We start from the raw sequence: 25,134 nt of genomic DNA, 5'->3' as shown, positions 1-25,134 counted from the left end.
TATATTCCTTAAATATCAGATATTTAAGGAATATATTCCTTAAATATCTAAATTTGAAAGGTATTATCATGACGATACAAAGATTTTTAGACCTAGAATTATCAAAAGGACAATCTTGTTTTTTATGGGGAGCACGTAAAACCGGTAAGTCAACATATTTAAAACAACATTTTCCAGATAGTTTATATATAGATTTATTACAAGCTGATATATATAAAGGCTACTTTCAAAATCCTGAACGTTTAAGAGAAGAGCTTAAGTCAAAAGACGGCATCTCAACTATTATTATTGATGAGGTGCAAAAAATTCCCTTACTGTTAGATGAGGTTCATTATTTAATAGAATCTAATAAATCTTTACAATTTATCCTTTGCGGCTCCAGTGCTAGGCGTTTAAAATCAACAGGTAGCAATTTGCTTGGGGGAAGAGCGTGGAGATATATGTTTTTACCCTTATGTTATCCTGAGATAAAAGAGCTTGATTGGCATAAAATTTTCAATCATGGACTAATACCGGATCATTATATTGCATTAAAAAAGATTCATAAATATCTTGCGTCTTATTTATATGATTATATTTTGCCGGAAGTGCAATTTGAAGCTAATCTTAGAAAGCGTGAGGCATTTGCTAAATTCTTAGAGATTATAGGTATTTCAAACGGTGAGATGATAAATTATAGCAATATAGCAAGAGATTGCAGCGTTGATGCAAAAACCGTTAGAACATATTTTGAAATATTAGAAGATATGTATTTAGGATATCATCTTTATCCGTATAGATCACGTAGTAAAAGGCAAATTATTACGGAAATGCCTAAATTTTACCTTTTCGATACCGCACTCGCAAATTATCTAAGGAAATATGAATATCAGGAAATGATAGGGTTTGATGCCGGTAAAGCTTTTGAGCATTATGTATTCTTAGAGTTAATAGCTTATAAACACTTAAACGATAAAAGAGATGAGTTATTTTATTGGCGTACCAAAGAAGGATATGAGGTTGATTTTATATTTCAAAATAATGCATTTGAAGTTAAAATTGCTTCTTCTATACAAAAAAATCATTTAAAAGGTCTATTAGAATTCAGCAAAGATAGTGACTTTAAATTACATGTTATATCTTTAGAAAAAACAAAACGTATAATGAATTTAGAAAATAAAGAAATTACCATTTGGCCTATTCAAGAATTTTTAGATACTCTTTGGAATAATGAAATATGGCGGTAAAATAGTTAATAAATTTTTTCTTAAATTTTAATTTAAAACTAAAAGGTATGGTTTATTACCCATACAAATATATGGACATTTAGTATAAAGCTAAGTATTATTAAATTAATCTATTAAAGGTTAAAAATACATTCTTCTTTTGAATGGGATGAAGAAAAAAATAAAATTAATATTGGGAAGCATAACGTAAGCTTTTATGAAGCTCAAAAAGCTTTTCTAGATATAAAAAGGATAATTCTTGAGGATGTAGACCATAGTATTACAGAAAAAAGATATTTTTGTTTAGGTAAAGTTGATGGTAATATTTTAACAGTCCGTTTTATGTTCCGAGATAATCATATAAGAATTTTTGGAGTAGGATACTGGCGTAAAGGTAAGAGGATTTATGAGCAAGAGAATAAAATACACTGACGGGGGAATAGATGCAGTAAAAAAATGATTAGGATTTTACTAGATAAATATACTAAGCATTATAAAGAAAATACAAGAGCATAATACCATAAACTGAGCTGGCGGATAGGGTGGGATTCGAACCCACGGTACGGTTGCCCGTACGCCAGTTTTCAAGACTAGTGCCTTAAACCGCTCGGCCACCTATCCAAGAAGATTCATAGCAAAAAATGTTGCGTAATTCAAGGAAAATCTTGAAAAATATAAATTTAAATTACAAATCCGAATTGTTCTTTCACTTCATTTACCGTTTCAGAGGCTCTAATTTTTGCTTTTTCTGCTCCTTTATGCAGTATTTTTAATAAATATTCTTGATCATTCATTAATTCTAAATATTTATCACGTATCGGTTGTAGATTTGTAATAATAATTTCTGCCAAATCTTCTTTAAATTTTGCAAAGCCTTGGTTTTGATAATTATCGATTATTTTTTCTAAGCTTTCTTCAGACAAGCTTCTATAAATATCTAATAAATTACTCATTTCCGGTCTTGTTTCTTTATCATAGCTAACGAAACTTAAATGATCAGTTTTGGCTTTTTTTATTTTTTGATGAATAAGATCGTTATCATCTTTTAAATTGATACGGGAAAAATCTGAAATATCGGATTTACTCATTTTCTTTAATCCGTCTCGTAAGCTCATGATTCTTGCTCCTGTTTCACTAATTAAAATATCCGGAACTTTTAGAATTTCTTTATCAAATTTCCTATTTATCACCCCTGCAATATCTCTTGTTAGCTCTAGATGCTGTTTTTGATCTTCACCGACAGGTACTATATCCGCTTTATATATAAGTATATCGGCTGCCATAAGTACCGGGTAGGAAAATAACCCAAGACAAGTCTTTTCTTGATCGCTACCTGCTTTATCTTTAAATTGCGTCATCCGCTTTAACCATCCAAGCGGTGTAACGCAATTTAGTAGCCAAGCAAGTTCAGTATGCTCTTTCACCATACTTTGTGCAAAGATTGTTACTTTATCAGACTCTAGTCCTGCTGCTAAATAAATAGCAAGAACCTCCATAATTGAATTATTAAGTTCTGACGGTTTAATATCAACCGTGATAGCATGCAAATCTGCTAAGAAGAAAAAACAATTATATTCTTCCTGCATTCTAACCCAGTTTGTAATTGAACCTAAGTAGTTACCGAGATGTAAAGAACCGGTTGCTTGCACACCGGAAAGAACAGTTTTTTTCATTTAATACCTTTTTATTTTACTCATTATAAAATTATGTTATAAATACCATTTTAATTAATATAATTATTTTAATAATTATGCTTTGGCGTTTAAGAATTTTATCATTTTACGGATTATTATCGTTATTTACATTTATTTTTTTTCTTATATGTTACATACCCTTAACATTTTTCAATGTCAACTATCAAATAAGATATAGAATTGCCATTATCTTTTCTTATGCTTTTGTGTGGCTTGCAAAAATTTGTTGCGGTCTTAAATATAAAGTAGAGGGGCTTGAGAAATTACCGAAGACTACTTCAATAGTCGTGTCTAATCACCAATCCTTTTGGGATCAAATGTTTATGCAACTGATTATTCCTAAACATTCTTGGGTATTAAAGCGTGAATTATTTAATATACCCTTGCTTGGTTGGGGACTTCAGATGGTTAAACCTATTGCGGTTGACCGTGGTACTAATAGCTCAGTTGCTCAAATTTTAAGAGAAGGTCAGGAAAAAATAAAAGAAGGATTATGGTTAATAATATTTCCGGAATCAACCAAAGTCCCACCTGAGAGAACGGTAAAATTTAAGCCAAGTGCTGTAAAGCTTGCTTCAATTACTAAAGTTCCGATTGTAATGATGGCTCATAATGCCGGTTTATTTTGGCCTAGAGGTTTTTGGTTTAAGCAGCCTGGAACTATAAAGGTAAAGATTATAGGTGTAATAGAAAAAGAAGAGGTAGAGCAAACAGACGTACGTATACTTAATGACAAGGTTGAGCAAATTATTAACAGTGAAAAGCAAAAATTATTAAATTAATATTAGGTTTTAAAAATAATTAGTATTATCATAAAATTACTAACTAGTTTTTATGGAGGTATTTATGGTAAGTACGGCACCGTTAAAATTAATTGCGGTTATCGATAGTAAGCAAATGATGCTTTACGACGCTCAAGGAGTTAAAATTACTACTAATAAACCTTTAAAATTATCTTTGGATTTAGAGGAACATCACCATCATAGAGAAAAAAGACAAAGCCTTTACCAAAATAAATCTACCCCAGGATCACTTTTTGAGCCGCATACTTCGCTAAAAGATATAGAACATAAAGAAGCAGCCAGAAGTATTATTAAGCATTTAGAAAAAATAGCAGGAAATGATCAAGCTAAATATAAAGAATTGATTATTGTAGCAGAACCGCAAATGCTTGGATGTGTTAGACAAGAACTTAAAAACGGTCTAAAAAAGATGATTACTAAAGAAATTGCTAAGGATTTAGTACAACATAGCGTAGATGCAGTGGAGCGAGCAGTATTTTCTTAGATAATAGTGAATAGCAAATTACTTTTATAATTTGCTATTGTTATATTAAAATAAATCGGAATGAGTTCCAGTATGATATAAAATAATTGTATCTTTTTTTATTTTATATTAATAGCCAATCAGGTTCAATATGACATTCCCATTTTGGGTAATGATCACCTATGAGTTTATGAGGTCTATATTTTTGTGGTAAAGCAATATTGTTTATAAGCATATTCACTATTGCTTGTATTTTTTTTTGATATTTTTACCTATTTTAACCAATCGTTTTAAATCGCGATTAAAAATTACGGTAGAGTGAATTTGTTTCATTTAGCGATGTCGTCTAAAAATTTTTCAAATTGTTTTAAGTTATAGCTTTCAAACTCACCGTTTTCTGCCTGCTTAAATGATTCTAATGTTTCTTTATTAGGAATCTTAATGTGTGGTTTGAAAGGCAAACCGCCGCTATTTATACATTGATTTAGGAATATCCTCATGGCTTCCGACATAGTCATCCCCATTTGCTTAAATATTTCTTCTGCTTCAATTTTTATATCTGCTGAAACACGTAATCTAATATCTACCGTATTCATAATATAGCTCCATTCAATTATTATTATCCGCTGTAGTCAAATGATTTGAATTCACTTACATCGTCTCTCGTCGCTCTCCTATTATCTATAAGGCTTCGCTCCTCGCTCCTTGTAATTAAATCCCACTGATTTGACTATATTTTAGTATATATGGCGGCATATGTCAATACAATCATATTTTAATTAAGAATAGTTGCACTAATAAGAAAAAGTGGTAAAATATCATATCGAACAAATTAAATATTATGAATAATTATGCCACAAATTTATTTTAACGGTCCGGAAGGACGAATCGAAGGAAGATATGCAAAAGCTACCTCGCCTAATGCCCCTATTGCATTAGTTCTTCATCCTCATCCTTTATACGAGGGTAATATGAATAATAAAGTAGTTTATAATGCCTATAAGATTTTAGCAGATAACGGTTATACCGTCTTACGTATTAATTTTAGAGGAGTAGGGGGATCGCAAGGTAAATTTGATAACGGAGTCGGTGAAGTTGTTGATGCGGGGGCAGCTTTTGACTGGTTACAGCAGAATAACCTAAATGCTCAGTCTAATCTGATATTAGGATTTTCGTTCGGAGCATGGATAGCTATGCAGCTTGTAATGCGACGTCCGGCAATAAATCATTTTATTGCTATTTCGCCACCGGTTAATACAATTCATAAATATGACTTCTCATTCCTTTCGCCTTGTCCTATCCCAGGGTTTATATTACAGGGAGATAATGATAGTATAGTATCGGCAGATGATGTAAAAGATCTAGCAAATAGATTATCTAAGCAACAATCCCATATTAAAGTTGATTATAAAATTATCAATGGGGCTGACCATTTCTTTCGTTATAAAACTGAAGAATTTTCTAAAGCAATAAATGATTATTTAATAACAATCCAATCTAATTATCATCACCATAATAATAATGTAAATGAAGAAATTAGTAAGAGCCAAAAGAAACTATTTTTATATTAGTTTTTGTTGTGTGGTTCGAGAGGTCCGGTCCGTGCTCGATGTCATTCCGGCCTTCGCGGGAATGACATAAAAGAAGCCATGCATCAACGTCTACAATTCTAAATAAGCTTCTATTGCCAAAATTAATATTTCATCTTTTTTAGCATCTAACTCTTGAGTTAATTCTTCGTAAATTTGCCTATTTGATAGAGAAGTGAATTTTTTAAATAACTGCACTAATTTTAAAGAGGGGATAATACGAAAAGCATCTTTTAATATTTTGATCTTTTTATTAACATTAAGCTTATCATTTAAATTAAAGTAAAATTCTAGTAATTCGTCGTTATAAAAATTTAAACCTACAGCCGTTTCCAAATAATCTATAGCATTAGCCGTATTATTACTTTCTACTTCTTGCTTCGCTGCTAATAATAAATAATACTCAGCAATTTCTTGAGTTTGCAGTAGTATAGAACCATGTTTATGAAATTTTGCGAGCTTATTCATTATAAAAATAAATTTCGTCCATAGAGAAAGCTTTCCATAACAACGCATTAAAGTAATTAAATTGTCACTATCAAGTTCATTGAAATTATAAGCCTTTGTTGCATAATTTTCTGCTTTCTCATATAAAGATTTATCATAATAAAGTTTTGCTAGGTTTTTGCTACCGTAAAAAACAAATTCTTTAGATGTAATAAGTTTTTGAAAATAGGAAATTTTTCTATCTACATCCTCTTCAGTTACGGCTAAGATTAAATTATGGAATTCTTGTGAATCTTTTAGATCTTCAGAAGATAAATTTTTGCGGGCAATAGAAGCAGATTTAGCTTTATTATTCATAATATATTCGGCAAAAGCTAAAATTAAAGCATATCTATCATGATTAATTTTTCGTTTATTAAAAATATTATGTATTTTAGACGGTAAATCGATAATTAATATTAGAAATCTAATGACAATAAAACAAGAAATTAGTAATAAAAGCCCTAAAATAAGACTAAAGAACAACATAGTTTCAATATTATAATCGTATAAACTAATAAAAACTTTTGAATCAAAGCTCTCTATTAAAGTAAATCCGAAATAAAATAGTAAAAAAGTAGCACATATTAATAATAACCTAAACATCTTTATTTACAAACTCCTGCATAAATTTTTCTGAATAAAGAAAATCGATTAGATAGTTTAATTTCTCTAAAATGAGAGCTTTATCTTGTTCTTTTATCATCATAGCAGAAGGTTTTTTCTCAATTTTGATAAATTTCTCCAGCCACTTATGGTTGGTAGGAAAAATTACTTCCGTACTACTTGATTTAGAAAAAAGATAATTATTATTATATGCTTCTAAGTTATTTAAAATATTCCTTATATCTTGAGGCAGTAGGCGGAATTTTACTATTCTTAGTTCTTTACTATAATCCTTATCTTGCATGAAATTATATACTAATAAATTTACGTTTAATAAATAATGAATATAGTTCTTAGAATATGATTCAATAGGGGCTTTTACATTGTCATCCGTGACTTCTATACTGTCATCCTGCGGCTTGACCGCGGGATCCGGTTTTGGTGCTTCAGGAAACTTTAAAGAACTTACGTAATTTAAAAGCGACTTGGTAGATAATAGAGGGGCTGCTTCCTTTTCTTCCAGGGTAGTATTTTCTTTATTTTCTACTGTTTGATCAGGAATTTGGCTTAAATCTTTATTTTCACTTTTAAACAGTTTTAAAATATCGGATCTATTATGATAAAGAGTAAAAGAAGATAAGACAAATATTACTATTGTTATAAAAAAGATGTTTGTACTTTTAAATAAACTATCAAATTTTTGCATTTTCGGATAATAACTTGATTATATCGTTAGGGTTTTGATCATCACAATAAACCACATTTTTTATAAAAGGTCTAACTATATTTGCGACTTTCAAACTTATGGCTATAACTAAACTATCTTGTAAATATACCTTTGATACTTCAAGATTTGGTAAGTCAAATTTCAGGATTCGCCTTTGCTCACGTAGTTTTCTATGCTCCGCAGGCTCACCACTTATTTGACTTTCAACTTTTGAAGTATCTGCAGTATACTCTAGTAAATTATTTTGAAGTAATAATTTTATAAAAGTCTTAGCACTATTCTGAGAATAAAGAAGTATAAAGTCAATATTGTTTTTAAATTCTTTTATAATAGATACGGGCAGCTCATTCAAATATTCTACATTATAAATGATATGTCTAGCTATTTTACTAGGTAAATCTTTAGTAATTTCATTTGAAGATAAATATATAGTCTGCTCATATAAATCAGGAGGAAAATGCTTAATCAAATCTTCCACGTTTTTAGCGGTATAAATTACTTTCTTGCCCAATAATCGTTTTGACTTACTACCTACTACCCAAATATCTTGTTTTAAATTATGACCGGCTAAGATATTTGCCGCATATTTACTAGTAATTATTATATTTGAATAATCGTTTAAAATATCAATATTAAAATCTAGGGTTTCATATTTAATTAAAGGACAGTGAATATAAAGTAAATCTAAATTATATTTACTTATTTCCTTTATAGTTTCATTATTTTCTTCAATATTTCTAGTTAATAAAACCGATTTCATGCAATATACTCGATGAACTTGAAAAATTGGCTAACGTCGTCTTTGTAAGCCCTCGGATGCTCACGTATTTAGTATACGCTCCACTTCTCTCGGCTTACAGCCTCCTTACTCTTTTCCAAGTTGATCTTCGTATACCGACTATTCATTTTACTTCAAAGTATATTTGTACTCCAATATAAAAAAAGTAACTGCCCAAATAATAATAGCAGCTATTTTATTAATTATAGTTAAAATCGTACTACTTTTATTTAGCTTTCTGATATTATAGCCTGCAACTGCTAAAGAAAAAAACCATATCTAAGATATAACTATGCAAGTTAAGGTAAATATAATTTTTACAATACCGTTATACTTTAAAGCACTAGTACCTATTACTATAATCATATCCATAATTGCATGCGGATTTAATATTGACACCGATATAGCAAATAAAATTTGTTTTTTAGCTGAAAAAGCCCCAGAATTCATTGTAAGATCAATAGGAGGCTGATTCCAAGTATTATATCCCATATAAATTAAAAAAATAAATTCAACTATTCCTATTATAAAGGTGATAGGCACGATAAACAATTGACCGAGGGCAGTAACCATACTTATAATAAAGCTATAACAAATCCAAGCAATAATTATACTGGGTAGAGCTTTTTTAAAACTATGATATTTAGTACTTTAATTTAATATAAAAATACTCGGTATAATGGAATATATAGCCACATACGGTGTTAAAAATATTATATGTGAAAAAATATTTAATACATCTTCATTGTAGTTTAGTTTTTATTTTTAATAATATTAGTAAAGAGGAGATAGTTATAATAGTAGTAAATAAAAAGAAATTTTGCCAACCGAAATTTACTACCATATAGCCTGAAATTATAGGAAAAATTGAACGCGAAATCCCCATCATTGATGAAAGGAACGAATATTGAGTAGCTCGAAATTTACCTTGACAGAGTGAAGAAATAAAAGCGATATAAGCAATCATCGTCATACCGCCGGTAATACTTTCTATTCCTATTGTAATAAATAATAATAAAGAATTTTTACCGTTTATTTCAAGAAAAATAAATAAAATATGTCCTAAAGCGTGAATAATACCAAATAAAAATATACTATTTAATATATTTTTATGTTTCATAATAATACCGCCGACGAGTCCACCGATTATAGCTCCTACAATGCCCCAAAACTTTCCAACGCTTGCTATTTCAAAAGCATCATACTCAAGATGAAGCAAAAACGGATTAATCATAACATTGATTAAGTTATCCGGTAATCTATATAATACTAGGAAAATTAATATAAGAATAATGAAATAAACAGAACCTATAGGTTTTAACGCATTATATATAAAATGTATTATGTTTTTTTTATTTTGATTATTTTTTATATCATTCTTGATTATCTTTATATGTATGTTCTCGTTTAAATAACAATACTTAATTCCTACAATCAATAAAATTAAATAAATCAATACTAAACCGGCAAAGATTTTATATATTTCATTAAATGTTAAATAAATAGATAAATAAATAGCTCCGGAACCTGCTAAAAGCATACCGACCCGATAGCCGAATATATATATTCCTGAAGTAAACCCAAGCGATTCTTTAGGTACTATTTCCGTTCTTAAAGCACTTAATATAGTATCTTGTACGGCACTAAAAAAAGAAATAATTAAAGCCGTAAAAGCAAATAATAATAGATTAGTACTAGGATCTAGAAAGCTGAAAATATATATAAGAAATATCAATGCACTACTAGTTAAGCAAATCCAAGATAATCTATGACCGAATATTTTGTTTAAATATTTAACTTGCACTGCATCAAAAATCGGTGCTAACAAGAAATTAATAGAGTAGGGAAGCGTTATGAATGATAACATACCGATTGTTTGTAGTGCTATATCTTCTTTAGCAAGCCAATAATTTACAGTATTACCGGTAATCATTAGATTAAAACCGCTAATAAGCCCAAACAACCAAATAATACATAAACGAGAGTTATTTAACATGAATTCTATATACGCCTGTAGCTCTAGTTCCCATAGGCTTAATATGCAAAAATGTGAGTATTCTGTTTATTTGTGGCATGTAATGTAATTATGTTATTTTAATTTCTCAATTTCTTCTTTTTTTAAACCTGTAAAGTTTATAATCTTATTTATAGGCTCTTTTATAGATAGCATCTTTTTAGCTATAATAATTTTCTCTTTTTTTCTACCTTTTTCCATACCTTATTGCTCCCAGCTATGAGCTAAGCTATTCATAAGTTTTTCTCCTAATTCAGGGTTTAAATGCGATTTAAGCATTCTTTCTATTTCTATTTTATCATTTTCCTTAATCTTATTCAAGGTGTAGGACAAAAATTAGCTCTATATAATCTATACCAATATTAACTTTAATAAATTCAGGTAAAAAGATCAGCTACTTCTTGCCATCTCTTTAATAAATCTCATTCGTGGATATGTTTTAAAAAAAACTGCAAGATTCCAGACCACGCTTTTTCTTTTAATTTTTCATCAGAAATATTTTGAATATTGATTAATTGATAATCATTAGTCCAAGTTGTTTTTACAAGTTCGCTATTTTCAAATAATTCCCATAGACTAATACGTGAAGATCAATTAAATTTTGATTTAGTACTTGAGCAATTAGAAGATACGAATCTTTAAGCTTAAAAGATAAAGCAAGGTTAGAAAAAATTTGCTCTTTTCAAGTAGAAGACGGAATGGTACGTTTAGAGGTAGCAAAGGGTTATGATTGCTTACTACGTCTTTATCTAGACAAAAATGCTACTTTAGTTCAGCAATATAAAGCGATTAAAAACGGTAGTTACGGTTTAGATACTTAAACTAACATAGTTTGCTATTCATGCCGGTGCAGTAATATCCTCTAGTTTACTAAATAGCGATTTAGATAGTTTCTATAGATTTCATATTGTTATTCTAATGCCCCTGTTAGTCAAGAATCAATGGAAAAATTAGCTTCCATGAAATATATCAGAGATTATTCTATAGATCTTTTCCTGAAAATATATTAAATCAAGCTTTAACCGATAAGAAAATAAAATTTTTGGATAATTGGCTTAGTTTAGTAATGTATAGGTTATATTTTGATCAAATCTTTCCGCATCTAGATTCTATATTATATCTTGATGCAGATATTGTAGCTCTTAAAAAAATAGATATGAGTGATTATATTGCGGCGGGTAGCATAGATACATTTAAAATGTGATTTTTCTTTTCCTGACCAAGATTTATTAAATGTTACATTTCAGCATTATATTTATCCCTTATCGATGAGATGGAACTTTTGTACATATTTTGAGACTCAAAGCCCTTATTTTTCTTACTTCATTTTACACTATGCAGGACCTAAGCCATGGACTACCGATAAGCAGGAATTATGGGAGACAAATCAGGGCAAATTAGATAAGATCACAAAATATTACTGGCTATATAGAGAAATAACACCTTGGAGTAGTATAAATTGATTATTTTAATTGACTTTAGCACTTAAGAGATTTAAAAGTTAACTTTAATATGTAAGGTTACAATAAAAATGTTACCGCCTAAAATTTTCTTTGAAAAAGTTAAAGAAATAATTTGGCCTATAGAAAGGAAAGAATTAAAGCTATTTATACCTATGGCTTTAATGATGTTATGTATTCTTTTTAATTTTGGGGCCTTAAGATCTATCAAAGATAGTTTAGTAGTACCCTCTATGGGGGCTGAAATTATTAGCTTCTTAAAATTATGGTTAGTATTACCCTCGTGCGTAATTTTTACCGTACTTTATGTTAAGCTTAGTAATAAATTAAATTTTGAATATATTTTCTACATCATAGTCGGCAGCTTTTTACTATTTTTCTTATTATTTGCCTATATTATTTATCCAAATCAAGATATTTATCATCCTAATGATGAAATGATAAATAATTTAATTGCTTCATACCCTAATTTTAAATGGTTCATTAAAATAGGTAGTAAATGGAGTTATGCACTGATGTATATTTTCTCGGAATTATGGAGTGCAGTAGTCATAAACTTAATGTTTTGGCAGTTTGCCAATCACATTTTTGATACTTCTAAAGCTAAAAGATTCTATCCCGTTCTTGGAATGGTCGGTAATATCGGTCTTATAATAGCAGGCAGCGTACTTGTCTTTTTCTCAAGCGGGCAGGACGTCATTGATTCAAAATTATTACCGGATTCTTTTAATTCATCCGCCGGCAATGCTATAATGCTTCAGCCGATCATGTCAATTATTGTTACTGCAGGAATAATTGCTATGCTTCTATTTAGAATAATAAATAGATTTATTTTAACGGATTCCATAAATGTTTTAGATACAAAAAAAGTTACGGCTAAAACGAAAACAAAACTTTCGGTAATTGAAAGTATTAAATTAGTAATTCACTCAAAATATATAGGTCGTATTGCTTTATTAATAATTTGTTATGGATTATTAATAAATATAGTCGAAGGACCTTGGAAAGCAAAAATAAAAGAATTATACCCGAACACTATAGACTATGTTAACTTTATGGGCAGGTTTAATATTTGGATGGGAATATCATGCGTTACTTTCATGGTAATAGGCAGTAATATTCTTAGAAGACTCGGTTGGCTCATTTCTGCATTATTAACTCCTATTATGTTGTCTATTACCGGCTTGATGTTTTTTATTTTTATAATTTTTATTGAAGAAATAGGATCATGTTTCGGTGATTTTAATCTTCTATATGCAGCGATTATTGTTGGAGCAATTCAGAACATACTTAGTAAATCATCCAAATATTCATTATTCGATTCAACAAAAGAAATGGCGTATATTCCTTTATCTTTAGAGCTTAGAACTAAGGGAAAAGCTGCCGTAGAGGTAATAGGTACTAAATTCGGTAAATCGCTTGGAGCATTTATCCAGTCTTTGATATTTATTATTATTCCGACTGCTACCTTTGATTCTATTATAATATATTTATTAGTAATTTTTATAGTTATGATGAGTTTATGGATTTGGAATGTTATAAAATTGAATAAGGAATATATAGAGCTATGTAAGTGATTAGGTTTTAAATACTTTTTTTATATTAGTTGCTAAATTGTACCAATTATGGTACATTAAGTGTGGATAAACTTGCTGTTGTTATCCCGCGACTTGATCGTGGGATCCAGTTTAAAATACTAACATTGTTAGTATTTTTAGTTATATTTCTGGATACCGTGGTCAAGCCATGGTATGACAACGAGTGCTTGTTTCAATCCATACAATAAACTCTGATGACAAATAACCTGTCAACTAAAAGAAAAAAGTATATTGGTTCTAATTTTGATGATTTTCTTAATGAAATAGGAATATTAGAAGAGGTAATGGCAATAGCTCATAAGCGTATTCTTGCTGAACAAATAAAGCAGATTATGGAACAAAAATACATAACAAAATCAGAAATGGCCGAAAAAATGGAAACAAGTAGGTCAGCCGTAAATAGACTTCTAAATCCTAACAACCCTAATGTCACCCTTGATACTCTTGATCGTGCCACTATTGCTCTAGGAATGAGATTAAATATTTCTTTAATTTGATTTAAAGATGAAAAAAATTCTTAAAATAATATTATTTATAACTATCTTTATTATACTCGCATATAGTGGGCTGTGGTTTACTATTATGTTCTCTTTATCACACTCTATAAACCAAAAATATGCCGGTACCAACCTTAATATAGAAGAGGCTGATAATAATCCTAATCAGCAATATCTTATTAAATTTTCCAAAGTTCAGCCCTATGGTTTTCCTTTTAAATTAGGTATTTCGGTAATTAATTGGCAAGAAGAGAGTATTAATAGAGCGATTGAATTTACCACACCGATAAATATTGGTTATGATTTACTTAAGCAGAAGTTATTTATAAATTTTTCTGGAGAAGCATTCGGAAAATTTAAGCCGGTTCAAAGAGGATTTGGAGTAAGATTTTATAATGAGAACTGCATATTATCAGCAAGAATACCGTTAAATTTTAAATTATTTGAAATAGTACGATCAAAAAAAGATTTATTTGAAGTTATAAATTTAATAGAAAATATTAAATTTACTTCCGGTAAAACAGAAATTTTTGACTTAGTCGATAATCAAAAATTATATGAAGAAGATCATACTGTACTTACTATGTTATTTGATAAAAGTAAGTATTATACAAGTAAACAGGATTTCCTTGATAATATACCGCAAAAATTAGAAATTTATTATGAAACCGAAATAGTACAAAGTAACCTTGAAGATAGAATAATACCTGCCGGCTTATTATTATATAGACCCGCTTGGAATAATAATTTCAAATTTTCCGGTAATTTCTTGATTAGTACTAGTAGTTTGCATTTTAAAGATATTGCTAAAGATTTAACAATTGAAGTTACTAATGCAAAAATAAATAGTAATAACTTTGAAAATAATATTAATTTATTATATAAAGGTAAGTTAAACGATTTCAGCAATAATAATATTGATCTTTTGGTAGATTCGCAATTTAAGCTAAAACCGGGTTTTATAATAGGTTCATTAGAATTTATAAAGAAATATTACGATAAGCAAACCTATCTGTTTAAACTTTCCGATAATAAGCTATATAAAGATTTTAATAATGAACTAAGCTACATTTTGAATAATAATAAACAATATAATTTTAGCATTTTTGAAGATAGGCAATATAATTTTAATTTAAATATTAATTTAGTTACTGAATTAAATAAATTAACTAGAGCACAGATAAATGCTTTAAGTCTATATTCAAACGCATCGGGATTTAATATAACAAATGAAACTATAGTAAATGCTCTTAAAGATTCTTATAGTAAAGGTACAGTAATAATTAATGATTACTCTAGAATAATAGATGTTTTAAGTCCATATATGTATGGGGTAGGGGATTTAAAAAACTTATCCAAAGAGAGCAAAGAAGTATACGGAGATGCTCTAAAATCATTTTTAAAAACCATTTCCGATCACCCGAATTCATCTAATTTAATTGACGCTAGTATTGAGTATGTATTTGATTTATCCGATTTAAACAAAGCTAAAATAGGTAATATAGATGATATAAATAAACTTATACCTTTATATTATTTGTCTTTATATCAAGCAGCAGTAAAAAAAGTGAAACCGGGAGAAAACGTAAAAGAAAAAATTATGGAGTTAATTCCTAATGTTGATCAAAAAATATTAGAACAATGTGTAACTCGATGAACCTCGTTAATCGTCATTGCAAGCGACTGAAAGGAGCGTGGCAATCCAGAAAAAATAACAAAAAAAATTCTGTAAATCAGAATTTTTTACTGCAATGACGGAAAAAATTTAAAAAATACAATGAATATTATAGTAAAAATACAGCAAGATTTAAAAGATGAAGTAACTAAGTTAAACGATTTAATCATTAGTTGTTTAAAAAGTGATGAAGAATTAATAGAAACAGTAGGTAAATATTTACTAGAAGCAGGAGGTAAAAGAATTCGTCCGCTTTTAACTATAATAACCGCTAAAATGTTTGATTATAAAGGCGATAATCATATAAAGCTCGCAAGTGCCGTTGAATTCATTCACACCGCCACATTGCTTCATGATGATGTGGTAGACGACAGCACTTTAAGAAGATTCAAACCTACGGCTAACGTTATTTGGGGAAGTAAAACAAGTATTTTAGTCGGTGATTTCCTCTTTAGTCAGTCTTTTAAGTTAATGGTAGCTTCCGGCTCTATTAAAACTATGAATGTTCTAGCTAAAGCTTCGGCGATTATTTCCGAAGGAGAGGTAGTACAGCTAGTTAAGCTAAATGAGCGACGTATTATAACTATAGACGAATATCAGCAAATAGTTAAATCTAAAACCGCCGAACTATTTGGAGCTTCTTGTGAAGTTGGAGCTATTATAGCAGAGCAGGTAGACCATGTTTCTAAAGATATGCAGGACTTTGGAAGATTACTCGGTACGATATTTCAGGTTATAGATGATTTACTTGATTATCTAGGTAATGACAAACAGGTAGGTAAAAATATCGGTGACGATTTCTTGGAAGGAAAAGTTACGTTACCGCTGATTTTTTTATATAATAAGCTAGAGCAAGATAAACAGCTTTGGCTTGAAAATATCATTAAATGTGATAAGCGTACTAATGAAGAGTTTATGCAAATACATGACTTAATGGTAAAGCATGAAATTTACAATGAAACAATTAATTATTTGAGTAACTTAGAAAATGAAACAAATAAGTTATTAAATAAAATTCCGGTTCAGAATATTTATAAAGATTATTTGTTTTTGATTATTAGATTTATTTTAGACCGTTCTTATTAATTTCGTAATTTGCATTCGTAGCTCAGTTGGATAGAGCGTTGCCCTCCGAAGGCAAAGGCCGTTGGTTCAAATCCAATCGAATGCACCATCTTCTTTTCTTTTTTCCATAATATAGATTATAGAACAATATTTCTGTTAGTATTATCGATAGGTCTGAATTGACTATAGATAGGTCTGAATTGACTATAGACCGTTCTTAGGACGTTCAGGACTCTTCATCATCTCAAAAAACTCACCGTTAGTTTTAGTATTTTCAAGTTTTTTGAGTAAAAATTCTATTGCTTCACTGCTACCCATCGGATCGATGATACGACGAAGAACCCACATTTTATTTAATATTATTTTATCTACTAGTAAATCTTCTTTTCTAGTTCCTGATCTAGTTATATCAATTGCCGGATAAATACGCTTATCGGCAATCTTACGATCTAGAACTATCTCGGAATTACCTGTACCTTTAAACTCTTCAAAAATTACTTCATCCATACGAGAACCGGTTTCAATTAAAGCTGTACCGATTATAGTAAGCGAGCCGCCGTTTTCGATATTTCTTGCTGCTCCGAAAAATCTTTTCGGTCTTTGTAGTGCATTAGCATCAACACCGCCCGTTAATACTTTCCCTGATGACGGCACTACGGTATTATAAGCACGAGCTAAACGTGTTATCGCATCTACTAAAATTACCACGTCTTTTTTATGTTCTACTAAACGCTTTGCTTTTTCAATAACCATTTCTGCAAGCTGCACGTGCCTACTTGCCGGTTCATCGAAAGTAGAGCTAACAACCTCACCGCGTACCGAGCGTTGCATATCGGTTACTTCTTCGGGTCTTTCATCTATTAACAGTACTATTAAAAATACTTCCGGATTATTGGTTGTAATTGCATGTGCTATGTTTTGTAATAATACGGTTTTACCCGTACGAGGCGGTGCTACTATTAATGCACGTTGCCCTTTACCCATAGGGGCAACAAGTTCAATAACCCGTGTACTAAAATCCTTACTATCTTTACTATTATTTTCAAGTTCTAATCCTAATTTTTCATCAGGATATAAGGGAGTTAAATTATCAAAATGAACACGATGATAAGCTTTAGAAGAGTCTTCAAAATTTACTCTATTGACTTTCAGTAAAGCAAAATAACGTTCTCCGGCTTTTGGAGCTCTGATCTGACCTTCTACCGTATCACCGGTACGCAGACCAAAACGACGAATCTGACTTGGAGAAATGTAAATATCATCAGGACCTGCTAAATAGTTTACTTCCGGCGAACGTAAAAAACCAAATCCGTCAGGTAATACTTCAAGTACTCCCTCTCCCACTATTAAACCTCCCTGCTCTACGGATTTTTTCAAAATTGCAAAAACTAATTCTTGTTTAAGTAATGAATTAATATTTTCAATTTTTAATTCTTCTGCTTGAGCTTGTAGTTCCTCCGGTAATTTACGTTTTAATTGTTTTAAATTAATAATATTACCGTTCTCTGCAAAATTATTATGATTGTTATTGGATTCGGTATTGTTAAGTTCTTCTGTGGATTCTTTATTAGTTGTGTTCATTATTTTATTATTAATAGATTATAATTGAAAAGTTGAGTTAGCAATTAAGTTTAAAGGTAAGTAATATACTTATTTAAATTAGGAATTAAATTAGATTTTTAGAAAATTTTATTTATTCTTGCGGTTTGAAGAATTATTTATCTTGTTAGCTTATAAGAGCTGTCTATGTATGTAAAAGCATACTAACAACGTAATAGCACATTGTCAACCCAAATCGTCATTGCGAGCATTTGCTGGTGTTGTTGCTTAGTATTTTAAGCTGGATACCGCGATCAAGTCGCGGTATGATAACTGAAAAATCGATCCACGCCACTAATGCCGATTAAATATATTTAGTGCTTCTAAATATCGACATTGAGATATTAACATTTAATAGCATTATTTTTCACTTCTGCAAAAAGTTAAAAAGATGGATAAAGTAACTAGAGAAGCAATTTCCGAAATACTTACCGGTAATATTTACTGCTGAAGGATTAGACTCCAAATGTTCATAAATTTGTTTAGCAAAATTGGCAATATTATGGAAGTACGGTATATTATCAAGGTCATCAAGAGAGGCTACACTATCTTTTTGGTTTGATATGTAAAATGAATGTTTAATAATTACCGGTCTTTATCCATCTTTTTAACTTTTTGCAGAAGTGAAAAATCTTTTATATAACCTTCCGGTCTTAATAAAATTTTCTCTAAAGGATCAAGATAATCAACAAAATTTAAGTCTGCTTTTTCTATGAATTCATATAACTCAGGAATTTATCATTTTCATTAAATCCTGAACTTAATAAACACCGGTACGCCCGTATTAGCATATACCATTAAACCTATACTGCCGGTCGGCTTTAACAAATCTTTTAGATTTTTTAAACTTTCATCAGGATTTGCTAAATGATGAAGCACGCCGGTACAATTTTAACTGCTCGGCAAGATAAATAGTCGAATCACCGGTGCCGCCCGCCGGCTATTAAACATCTAAACCCGTTATTAAAATTTTCCTTTATATAGAAAATGGTTTAATTCTCCTAAGAACTCACCGCAAATTGCAAGTAAACGTTCTTTTTCTTGATTAGGGTCTCTAAACGGATAAGGATAATCTTGATAATGCTCTTGTACTTCTGCTAAATCTTTAGAAATTGTAGTATTTTTTGTTTTCTTTAAATCGCTCATAAATATTATTTTTAAGTTATTATTATATATATTCGTTTAATTTGAAAAATTGGCTACGTCGTTCTACAAGTACTGCAGTGCTCACGTATTAAGTATACGCTCCGCTCCTCGTCTTGTGAACTTCTTATTCTTTTCCAAATTAAACTTTGTCTATCTACTCTTTTAGAAGTATATCTTTTATAATTAATTGAATAGTATAATTATCTTGCCAATTATTGGTTTTTAATGTTCCTATTACGGCAATATTCTTTGCTTTAGGGCTTAATAACACTTCTTCAAGTGAAGTTCCTACCGAATTAAAAGCAATAGCAGACAAAGCTTTACTATCAAAACCTCGCTTATTTGGAGCAAGCATACATTTAATATGCTTACTTCCAACGATATCTGCTTTTAATACAAATAAATCATCAAACTTAAATATAGGCTCATGGTTACCTTGTCCAAAAGGTTCTAGAGTACTTAATTCTTCCATTAAGGATAAATTAATACTATTGAGGCTCAAGTCAAGATCATATTCTACTTGCTTATAATTTTCTAGCTTATTTATACTAATTCTAAAGGCGTTATTTAAAAATTCTTGTAATTCTTGTAATTTTTCAGCAGTTACGGTAAAACCTGCTGCCATAGCATGACCTCCGCCTGCTATTAGTAAATCTTTGCTTTTAGCATTGATAATTTCAGCACCGAAATCAATACCTAAAATAGAACGGCATGAAGCTTTACCAATCCCGTCATTTAAAGCCACAACCGCTACTGGCTTATCAAATTTTTCTTTTAATCTGCCGGCAACGATTCCTATAACGCCTGGATGCCATCCTTCTTTTACGATAAATAATAAACTACTATCTTGTTGTGTCAAAGCAATTTCCATCGCTTCTTCTATCATTAATAACTCAATTACTTTACGCTCATTATTATGTTTTTCAAGTTCTTCAGCTAATTTGTTTGCTTCATTAGAACAACTAGTAGATAGGAGATTAGCCCCTAAACTTGACTTTCCTACTCTACCGCCCGCATTGATACGCGGACCTAAAATAAAACCTAAATGATAACATTTTGGTATTTCATTAAGCCCTGCTATATCATATAATGTTTTAATCCCTATATTTTGCCTTTGTTGCATTACTTTCAATCCGCTTGCGACAAATGCACGATTTAAGCCTGTTAATTTCATCATATCGCAAACAGTACCAAGAGCCACTAAATCTAGATACTTCATTAGGTTAGGCTGAAGCAGTGTTTGCGTGAAATAATTTTGCTTCTTTAAATTCGATAATATGGCAGTTGCAAATAAGAAAGCAACTCCTACGGCTGCCAAATGTTTATATTCGCTTTTTTCATCAATACGATTTGGATTTACTATAGCTACTGCATCCGGTAATATTTCCATAGTTATATGGTGATCGATGACTATAACATCAAGCTGGGCGTCCTTTGCATATTTTAGGGCTTCATGTGCCATAGCACCGCAATCAACCGTAATTAATAATTGAGTAGAGTTATCTTTAATTTTTTGCATAGCAAAAGGAGTTGGACCGTATCCTTCAGCTATACGATCAGGAACATAAATATCACATATTATATTTAAATCTCTAAAGATATTTTTAAGTAAAGCGGCTGAAGTAGCACCGTCCACATCATAATCGGCAAAGATACATATTTTTTGGTTATTTAAAATAGCTTTAACGGTTCTATCTACAGCCTTTTCCATATCAAGTAGATGAAAAGGATCAGGTAATAAATTTTTGATTTTCGGTATTAAAAAATCTTCTACCTCTTCTAAATTATTTACTCTTAATGATACTATTCTAGCAAGTAAATCACTAATTTTAAAACTCCGACATAATTCCATAACTATATCTTCGTTAATCGGCTTCTGTTGCCATGTTTTACCGTTTATAGATGCTTGTGGTTTCATTATTATTTATAAATTGTTGAGATGTTTTTATAGTGTGTTTTTAAATAATTACACTTTACCCATACAATCAAACGTACCGCAATCACTTTCCTCTTCTAAAGCTAGAATTTTTGTTTGACTACTAGTATCATTGTCATTATATTCTTTTAATGATTCCGTATCGGCTATACTTAGCTAATTCAATTGCTTCTGAATTTTCACTTTTACTTTTATGTAAATGATTATCGAGGTGTTTGTTACTTTTTTTTGCTGTTTCATCTAGCAGCATTAATTCATCGCTATTTAAACTATTATTAGAACAAAATGCTTGTATTATTTCTACTTTTCCGAGGGTTATAGTAGCTTTACCTTGCTCATTATATGTATATATTGTTATACTTGCTTGATTTTTTTTGTATTCATACTTTAGCTTTATATTTCTGAAAGTTTCTTAGCCTCATCATCTGCAATTAAAGTTTCAATAAACTCATCTAATTGTCCGTTTTTAACTACTTCATCTATCTTATAAAGTGTTAAGTTTATTCTATGGTCGGATACTCTTCCCTGTGGGAAATTATAAGTACGTATCCGCTCCGAACGATCTCCCGAACCTACCTGCCCTCTTCTGCTATCGGCTCTTTCTTGTTCTTTTTTACGTCGTTCTTCTTCATAAATTCTAGCACGTAGAATTTTTAACGCCTTTGCTTTATTTTTATGCTGTGACTTCTCATCTTGCAAGGCTACGGTAATACCGGTAGGGATATGGGTTATACGTACGGCAGAATCGGTAGTATTAACATGCTGCCCACCAGCCCCTGAAGCTCTATAAGTATCGATTCTTAAGTCTTTATCTTCAATTTTAATATCAACCTCTTCAGCCTCAGGAAGTACTGCAACTGTTGCTGCCGAAGTATGAATACGTCCTTGTGATTCCGTTTCCGGTACTCTCTGTACTCTATGAACGCCTGACTCAAATTTAAGCTTAGAGAATACATCTTTGCCTTTTATCGATGCCGATGCTTCTTTATAACCGCCTATTCCCGTATCGGAAATTGCTAATATCTCAAAACGCCATCCTTTTAACTCGGCATATCGCTGGTACATATTGAAAAGTACGGCAGCAAAAAGTGCGGCTTCTTCTCCGCCGCTTCCTGCTCTAACTTCAATAATAGCACTTTTACTATCCGCATCATCTTTCGGTAATAAAGCAATTTTTACGGCTCTTTCAAGTTTTGATAACGAATTTTCAAGAGTGTGTATTTCGTCTTCAATCATTTCTAAAGTGGCATTATCAAGTCCCACTTCTAGCTTAAAATTATTTGCTTCTTCAAGCTCAGATTTAGCTTTATTATATTCTTTAATTTTTTCTATAACATCTTCAAGTTCGGCATATTCTTTAGATGCCTTAACAAACTCGTCTCCCATAATGCCGGAAGATAGTTTTTTGCCTAAATTTTCATATTTATCTAAAATTTTTGCTAAATTATCTGAAAAACTCATGTTATTTGTGATTTATTTATGGGTGAGAATAACAGTACTATCGTCATTGCGAGGAGGCATTGTTGCATGGATCGATTTTCTATTGTTCATCCCGCGACTTGATCGCGGGATCCAGCTTAAAATACTAATATTATTAGTATTTTAAATTGTTTTTATGGACCCCGTGGTCAAGGCCACGGGGTGACATAGTGGATTTTACCGGTCTACGCAATAATGCCTCCTCGCAATGACATTGTTCATAACAACATCAAAGCGGGACTCTCTATAAACTTCTTAAATGCTGCTAAAAACTCAGCACCGACTGCTCCGTCTACTACTCGATGATCGGCAGAAAGAGTTACGTCCATAATTGTTGCTATAGTTATTTGATCATTCTTGACTATAGCACGTTTTGAGCTGCTACCGATGCCCATTATACAACTTTGCGGTGGATTAATTATAGCATTGAAATTCTTAATACCGTACATACCAAGGTTAGAAATGGTAAACCCTCCGCCCTGAAATTCTTCAGGGGTTAATTTATTATCTTTTGCTTTCTTTATTAATTCTTTCATTTCACGAGATAGCTCTATAATGTTTTTTTGGTTGGCATTTTTAACTATCGGCGTAACAAGCCCATTTTCAATTGCTACCGCTACTGAAATATCAACATTATTATAATATCTAATCGCATCTTCTCCCCAGCTAGCATTAGCACTTGGCACTTCTTGTAAAGCTTTGGCTACTGCTAAAATAATAAAATCATTAACTGATATTCTTGTTGATTTATCTTCAGGAAAAGATTTATTAATGTCTTCTCTTATATCTAACAATTTATCGATATTACATTCTATAGATAAATAAAAATGTGGAACTGTTTGTTTAGATTTAAGCAGACGCTTGGCTATAATCTTGCGGATGTTATTATTTGGTACTAAACGATATTCTTCAGGATTTCTACTAACTATTTTATTATGAACAGTGCTAGGAGTATATGATAAGATATCTTGTTTGACTATTCTACCGTGTGGACCGCTACCTTTCACGTTCTCAAGCCTAATATTTCCCATTTTTGCAAGTCTTTTTGCAAGTGGTGAAGCGAATATTTTACTAGCATCATGTTTTATAACTGCTACCTGTTCTTCTATATTAGTTATATTTTCGTGGGGTTTCGGAAGACTAGCATCTGTTTTCGGTGACGGTGATACACTATTATTTTTTGCAATCAACGCATCAATATCTGCTTTTTCTTCTCCCTCTTCACTTAACACGGCAATTAAAGAGTTAACAGGTACATTTTGACTATTTTGTGGGATAACTATTTTGGCAAGTATACCTTCGTCTACTGCTTCTACTTCCATCGTTGCTTTATCGGTTTCAATTTCGGCAATTACTTCCCCGGGATTAACTTTGTCCCCTTCTTTTTTTAACCATCTAGCTAGATTTCCTTCCGTCATAGTTGGAGATAAAGCAGGCATTAAAATTTTAATCGGCATAATCTGTTTTTAGTTTTTATTATTGTTTTAGTTGTGGTAGGTTTACTTGAAAAATGTCATCCCCGTGAAAACAGGGCATTGTTGCTTGGATCAATGTCATTCCTGCTTTCGCAGGAATCCAGTAACTAAAAGACACAAATGTATTTAATTTTTCAGATTAAAAGCTCAAATAATTTCGCTTTTTTCTGGATTCCCGCTTTCGCGGGAATGACATCGAGTAGGTTTTTTGAGCCATGCAACAAGGCCTACGCTCGCAATGACGTTATTGCACCTTAATATCAGGGCTAACTATCATTATCATCTGCTTACCTTCCATTTTAGCATACTGATCAATTTTAACGAGTCCTTCGAGTCCTACTTCTATACGTTTAAATAGTTCTTGACCTACCTCTTTATGAAGAATCTCTCGCCCCTTAAACCATAAAGAAATTTTTACTTTATCTCCGTCTTTTAAAAATTCTTTTATTTTTCTTAGCTTAATTTCAAAATCACCTATACTAATATTAGGTTTAAATTTCATCTCTTTAAGTACGACGATTTTTTGCTTTTTGCGTACTTCATGCAAACGCTTTTTGCTTTCGTACTTAAACTTACCAAAATCTAGAATTTTACAGACAGGGGGTACAGCATTTGGTGATATCTCGACTAAGTCAAGACCGGCTCTTTCCGCCATATCTAATGCTTCTCTAATATTTACGACGCCGTGCATTCCACCGTTTTCGCCTACTAGACGAACTTCTCTAGCTCTGATTTCTCTATTAGCCTTAGGAAAATTATTTTTAGAAATAAAATTTCTCCGTATTATGTTTATAAATAAATATATATTGCATTTAACTTATTTTATTTAAAATTACAAG

Annotated in this window: 22 protein-coding genes, 2 tRNA genes and 3 pseudogenes; 11 read left to right on the top strand and 16 right to left on the bottom strand. The window is 30.9% G+C overall.

Annotated features, from left to right (window positions below; translation table 11 throughout):
- The first annotated feature begins 68 nt into the window (after positions 1-68).
- The gene (locus tag AB1146_RS08650) at positions 69-1,226 is read left to right on the top strand and encodes an ATP-binding protein (RefSeq protein WP_010422892.1); all 1,158 of its coding nucleotides are present in this window, start codon (positions 69-71) and stop codon (positions 1,224-1,226) included.
- 126 nt (positions 1,227-1,352) lie between these two features.
- Entirely contained in the window at positions 1,353-1,637 is a 285-nt protein-coding gene (locus AB1146_RS06955) for a BrnT family toxin (RefSeq protein WP_083831796.1), read from the top strand.
- A 99-nt stretch (positions 1,638-1,736) separates the two neighbouring features.
- Here the strand turns inward: AB1146_RS06955 and AB1146_RS06950 are convergent.
- Together AB1146_RS06950 and trpS are read right to left on the bottom strand one after the other, a co-directional pair.
- Positions 1,737-1,826 (bottom strand) — tRNA-Ser (locus AB1146_RS06950).
- Between the two features lie 59 nt (positions 1,827-1,885).
- A complete protein-coding gene (trpS, locus tag AB1146_RS06945) occupies positions 1,886-2,878 on the bottom strand; it encodes a tryptophan--tRNA ligase (RefSeq protein WP_010422894.1) in 993 nt (330 codons plus the stop codon).
- A 77-nt stretch (positions 2,879-2,955) separates the two neighbouring features.
- Here trpS and AB1146_RS06940 point away from each other — a divergent pair, with 77 nt between their 5' ends.
- Positions 2,956-3,681 carry a lysophospholipid acyltransferase family protein gene (locus AB1146_RS06940; protein ID WP_355403846.1) on the top strand — a complete coding sequence of 242 codons (726 nt, stop codon included), beginning with the start codon at positions 2,956-2,958 and terminating at the stop codon, positions 3,679-3,681.
- Positions 3,682-3,745: 64 nt separating this feature from the next.
- Entirely contained in the window at positions 3,746-4,186 is a 441-nt protein-coding gene (locus AB1146_RS06935; RefSeq protein WP_010422898.1) for a host attachment protein, read from the top strand.
- A gap of 103 nt (positions 4,187-4,289) precedes the next feature.
- On the opposite strand, the gene AB1146_RS06930 is transcribed toward AB1146_RS06935, so the two are convergent.
- Positions 4,290-4,400 (bottom strand): type II toxin-antitoxin system mRNA interferase toxin, RelE/StbE family, encoded by a 111-nt coding sequence (locus tag AB1146_RS06930; RefSeq protein WP_232203610.1) that lies wholly within the window; start codon positions 4,398-4,400, stop codon positions 4,290-4,292.
- 94 nt (positions 4,401-4,494) lie between these two features.
- The gene (locus AB1146_RS06925; protein WP_010422900.1) at positions 4,495-4,761 is read right to left on the bottom strand and encodes a type II toxin-antitoxin system RelB/DinJ family antitoxin; all 267 of its coding nucleotides are present in this window, start codon (positions 4,759-4,761) and stop codon (positions 4,495-4,497) included.
- A 255-nt stretch (positions 4,762-5,016) separates the two neighbouring features.
- Here AB1146_RS06925 and AB1146_RS06920 point away from each other — a divergent pair, with 255 nt between their 5' ends.
- Positions 5,017-5,736 carry an alpha/beta hydrolase gene (locus AB1146_RS06920; protein ID WP_010422902.1) on the top strand — a complete coding sequence of 240 codons (720 nt, stop codon included), beginning with the start codon at positions 5,017-5,019 and terminating at the stop codon, positions 5,734-5,736.
- Between the two features lie 90 nt (positions 5,737-5,826).
- Here AB1146_RS06920 and AB1146_RS06915 read toward each other — a convergent pair whose 3' ends face one another.
- From AB1146_RS06915 to AB1146_RS08645, 6 genes and pseudogenes are all read right to left on the bottom strand, one after another.
- The gene (locus tag AB1146_RS06915) at positions 5,827-6,846 is read right to left on the bottom strand and encodes a tetratricopeptide repeat protein (protein ID WP_010422903.1); all 1,020 of its coding nucleotides are present in this window, start codon (positions 6,844-6,846) and stop codon (positions 5,827-5,829) included.
- A complete protein-coding gene (locus AB1146_RS06910) occupies positions 6,839-7,552 on the bottom strand; it encodes a hypothetical protein (protein WP_010422907.1) in 714 nt (237 codons plus the stop codon). The genes AB1146_RS06915 and AB1146_RS06910 overlap by 8 nt, the downstream gene beginning before the upstream one ends.
- The gene (locus AB1146_RS06905; protein ID WP_010422910.1) at positions 7,539-8,333 is read right to left on the bottom strand and encodes a uroporphyrinogen-III synthase; all 795 of its coding nucleotides are present in this window, start codon (positions 8,331-8,333) and stop codon (positions 7,539-7,541) included. The genes AB1146_RS06910 and AB1146_RS06905 overlap by 14 nt, the downstream gene beginning before the upstream one ends.
- A gap of 142 nt (positions 8,334-8,475) precedes the next feature.
- A pseudogene (locus AB1146_RS06900) lies at positions 8,476-9,080 on the bottom strand (LysE family transporter).
- A 13-nt stretch (positions 9,081-9,093) separates the two neighbouring features.
- The gene (locus AB1146_RS06895) at positions 9,094-10,347 is read right to left on the bottom strand and encodes an AmpG family muropeptide MFS transporter (RefSeq protein WP_010422915.1); all 1,254 of its coding nucleotides are present in this window, start codon (positions 10,345-10,347) and stop codon (positions 9,094-9,096) included.
- A 93-nt stretch (positions 10,348-10,440) separates the two neighbouring features.
- Positions 10,441-10,566 (bottom strand): hypothetical protein, encoded by a 126-nt coding sequence (locus AB1146_RS08645; protein ID WP_010422917.1) that lies wholly within the window; start codon positions 10,564-10,566, stop codon positions 10,441-10,443.
- A gap of 381 nt (positions 10,567-10,947) precedes the next feature.
- Here AB1146_RS08645 and AB1146_RS06885 point away from each other — a divergent pair.
- The 6 genes and pseudogenes from AB1146_RS06885 to AB1146_RS06860 form a co-directional block, all read left to right on the top strand.
- Positions 10,948-11,828: pseudogene (locus tag AB1146_RS06885) on the top strand (glycosyltransferase); the annotation flags it as partial.
- Between the two features lie 68 nt (positions 11,829-11,896).
- On the top strand, positions 11,897-13,402 hold the full coding sequence (tlc3, locus tag AB1146_RS06880; RefSeq protein WP_010422925.1) for a nucleotide exchange transporter Tlc3: 1,506 nt from the start codon (positions 11,897-11,899) through the stop codon (positions 13,400-13,402).
- Between the two features lie 215 nt (positions 13,403-13,617).
- The gene (locus AB1146_RS06875; RefSeq protein WP_010422927.1) at positions 13,618-13,920 is read left to right on the top strand and encodes a helix-turn-helix domain-containing protein; all 303 of its coding nucleotides are present in this window, start codon (positions 13,618-13,620) and stop codon (positions 13,918-13,920) included.
- Between the two features lie 7 nt (positions 13,921-13,927).
- On the top strand, positions 13,928-15,577 hold the full coding sequence (locus AB1146_RS06870; RefSeq protein ID WP_010422929.1) for a hypothetical protein: 1,650 nt from the start codon (positions 13,928-13,930) through the stop codon (positions 15,575-15,577).
- 120 nt (positions 15,578-15,697) lie between these two features.
- Positions 15,698-16,681, top strand: a complete 984-nt coding sequence (locus AB1146_RS06865; protein WP_010422932.1) for a polyprenyl synthetase family protein — start codon at positions 15,698-15,700, stop codon at positions 16,679-16,681.
- A gap of 11 nt (positions 16,682-16,692) precedes the next feature.
- Positions 16,693-16,769: transfer RNA gene (locus tag AB1146_RS06860), tRNA-Arg, on the top strand.
- A gap of 95 nt (positions 16,770-16,864) precedes the next feature.
- On the opposite strand, the gene rho is transcribed toward AB1146_RS06860, so the two are convergent.
- From rho to infC, 6 genes and pseudogenes are all read right to left on the bottom strand, one after another.
- Positions 16,865-18,241, bottom strand: coding sequence for a transcription termination factor Rho (gene rho / locus AB1146_RS06855; protein ID WP_010422934.1), 1,377 nt, complete (start codon positions 18,239-18,241; stop codon positions 16,865-16,867).
- 325 nt (positions 18,242-18,566) lie between these two features.
- Positions 18,567-19,405 (bottom strand): annotated as a pseudogene (locus AB1146_RS06850) (class I SAM-dependent methyltransferase); the annotation flags it as partial.
- Between the two features lie 154 nt (positions 19,406-19,559).
- A complete protein-coding gene (gene recJ / locus AB1146_RS06845; RefSeq protein WP_010422940.1) occupies positions 19,560-21,323 on the bottom strand; it encodes a single-stranded-DNA-specific exonuclease RecJ in 1,764 nt (587 codons plus the stop codon).
- Positions 21,324-21,734: 411 nt separating this feature from the next.
- Complete coding sequence (gene prfA / locus AB1146_RS06840) at positions 21,735-22,802, bottom strand: peptide chain release factor 1 (RefSeq protein WP_010422942.1); 1,068 nt, start codon at positions 22,800-22,802, stop codon at positions 21,735-21,737.
- Between the two features lie 236 nt (positions 22,803-23,038).
- Entirely contained in the window at positions 23,039-24,277 is a 1,239-nt protein-coding gene (locus tag AB1146_RS06835; protein WP_010422945.1) for a pyruvate dehydrogenase complex dihydrolipoamide acetyltransferase, read from the bottom strand.
- Positions 24,278-24,539: 262 nt separating this feature from the next.
- Positions 24,540-25,100 carry a translation initiation factor IF-3 gene (infC, locus tag AB1146_RS06830; protein ID WP_083831797.1) on the bottom strand — a complete coding sequence of 187 codons (561 nt, stop codon included), beginning with the start codon at positions 25,098-25,100 and terminating at the stop codon, positions 24,540-24,542.
- Between the last annotated feature and the right edge of the window lie 34 nt (positions 25,101-25,134).

The organism is Rickettsia helvetica (assembly GCF_963970025.1).
In the GTDB taxonomy this organism is placed as follows: Bacteria; Pseudomonadota; Alphaproteobacteria; order Rickettsiales; family Rickettsiaceae; genus Rickettsia; species Rickettsia helvetica.
This window is presented reverse-complemented; position numbering and strand designations above follow the sequence as displayed.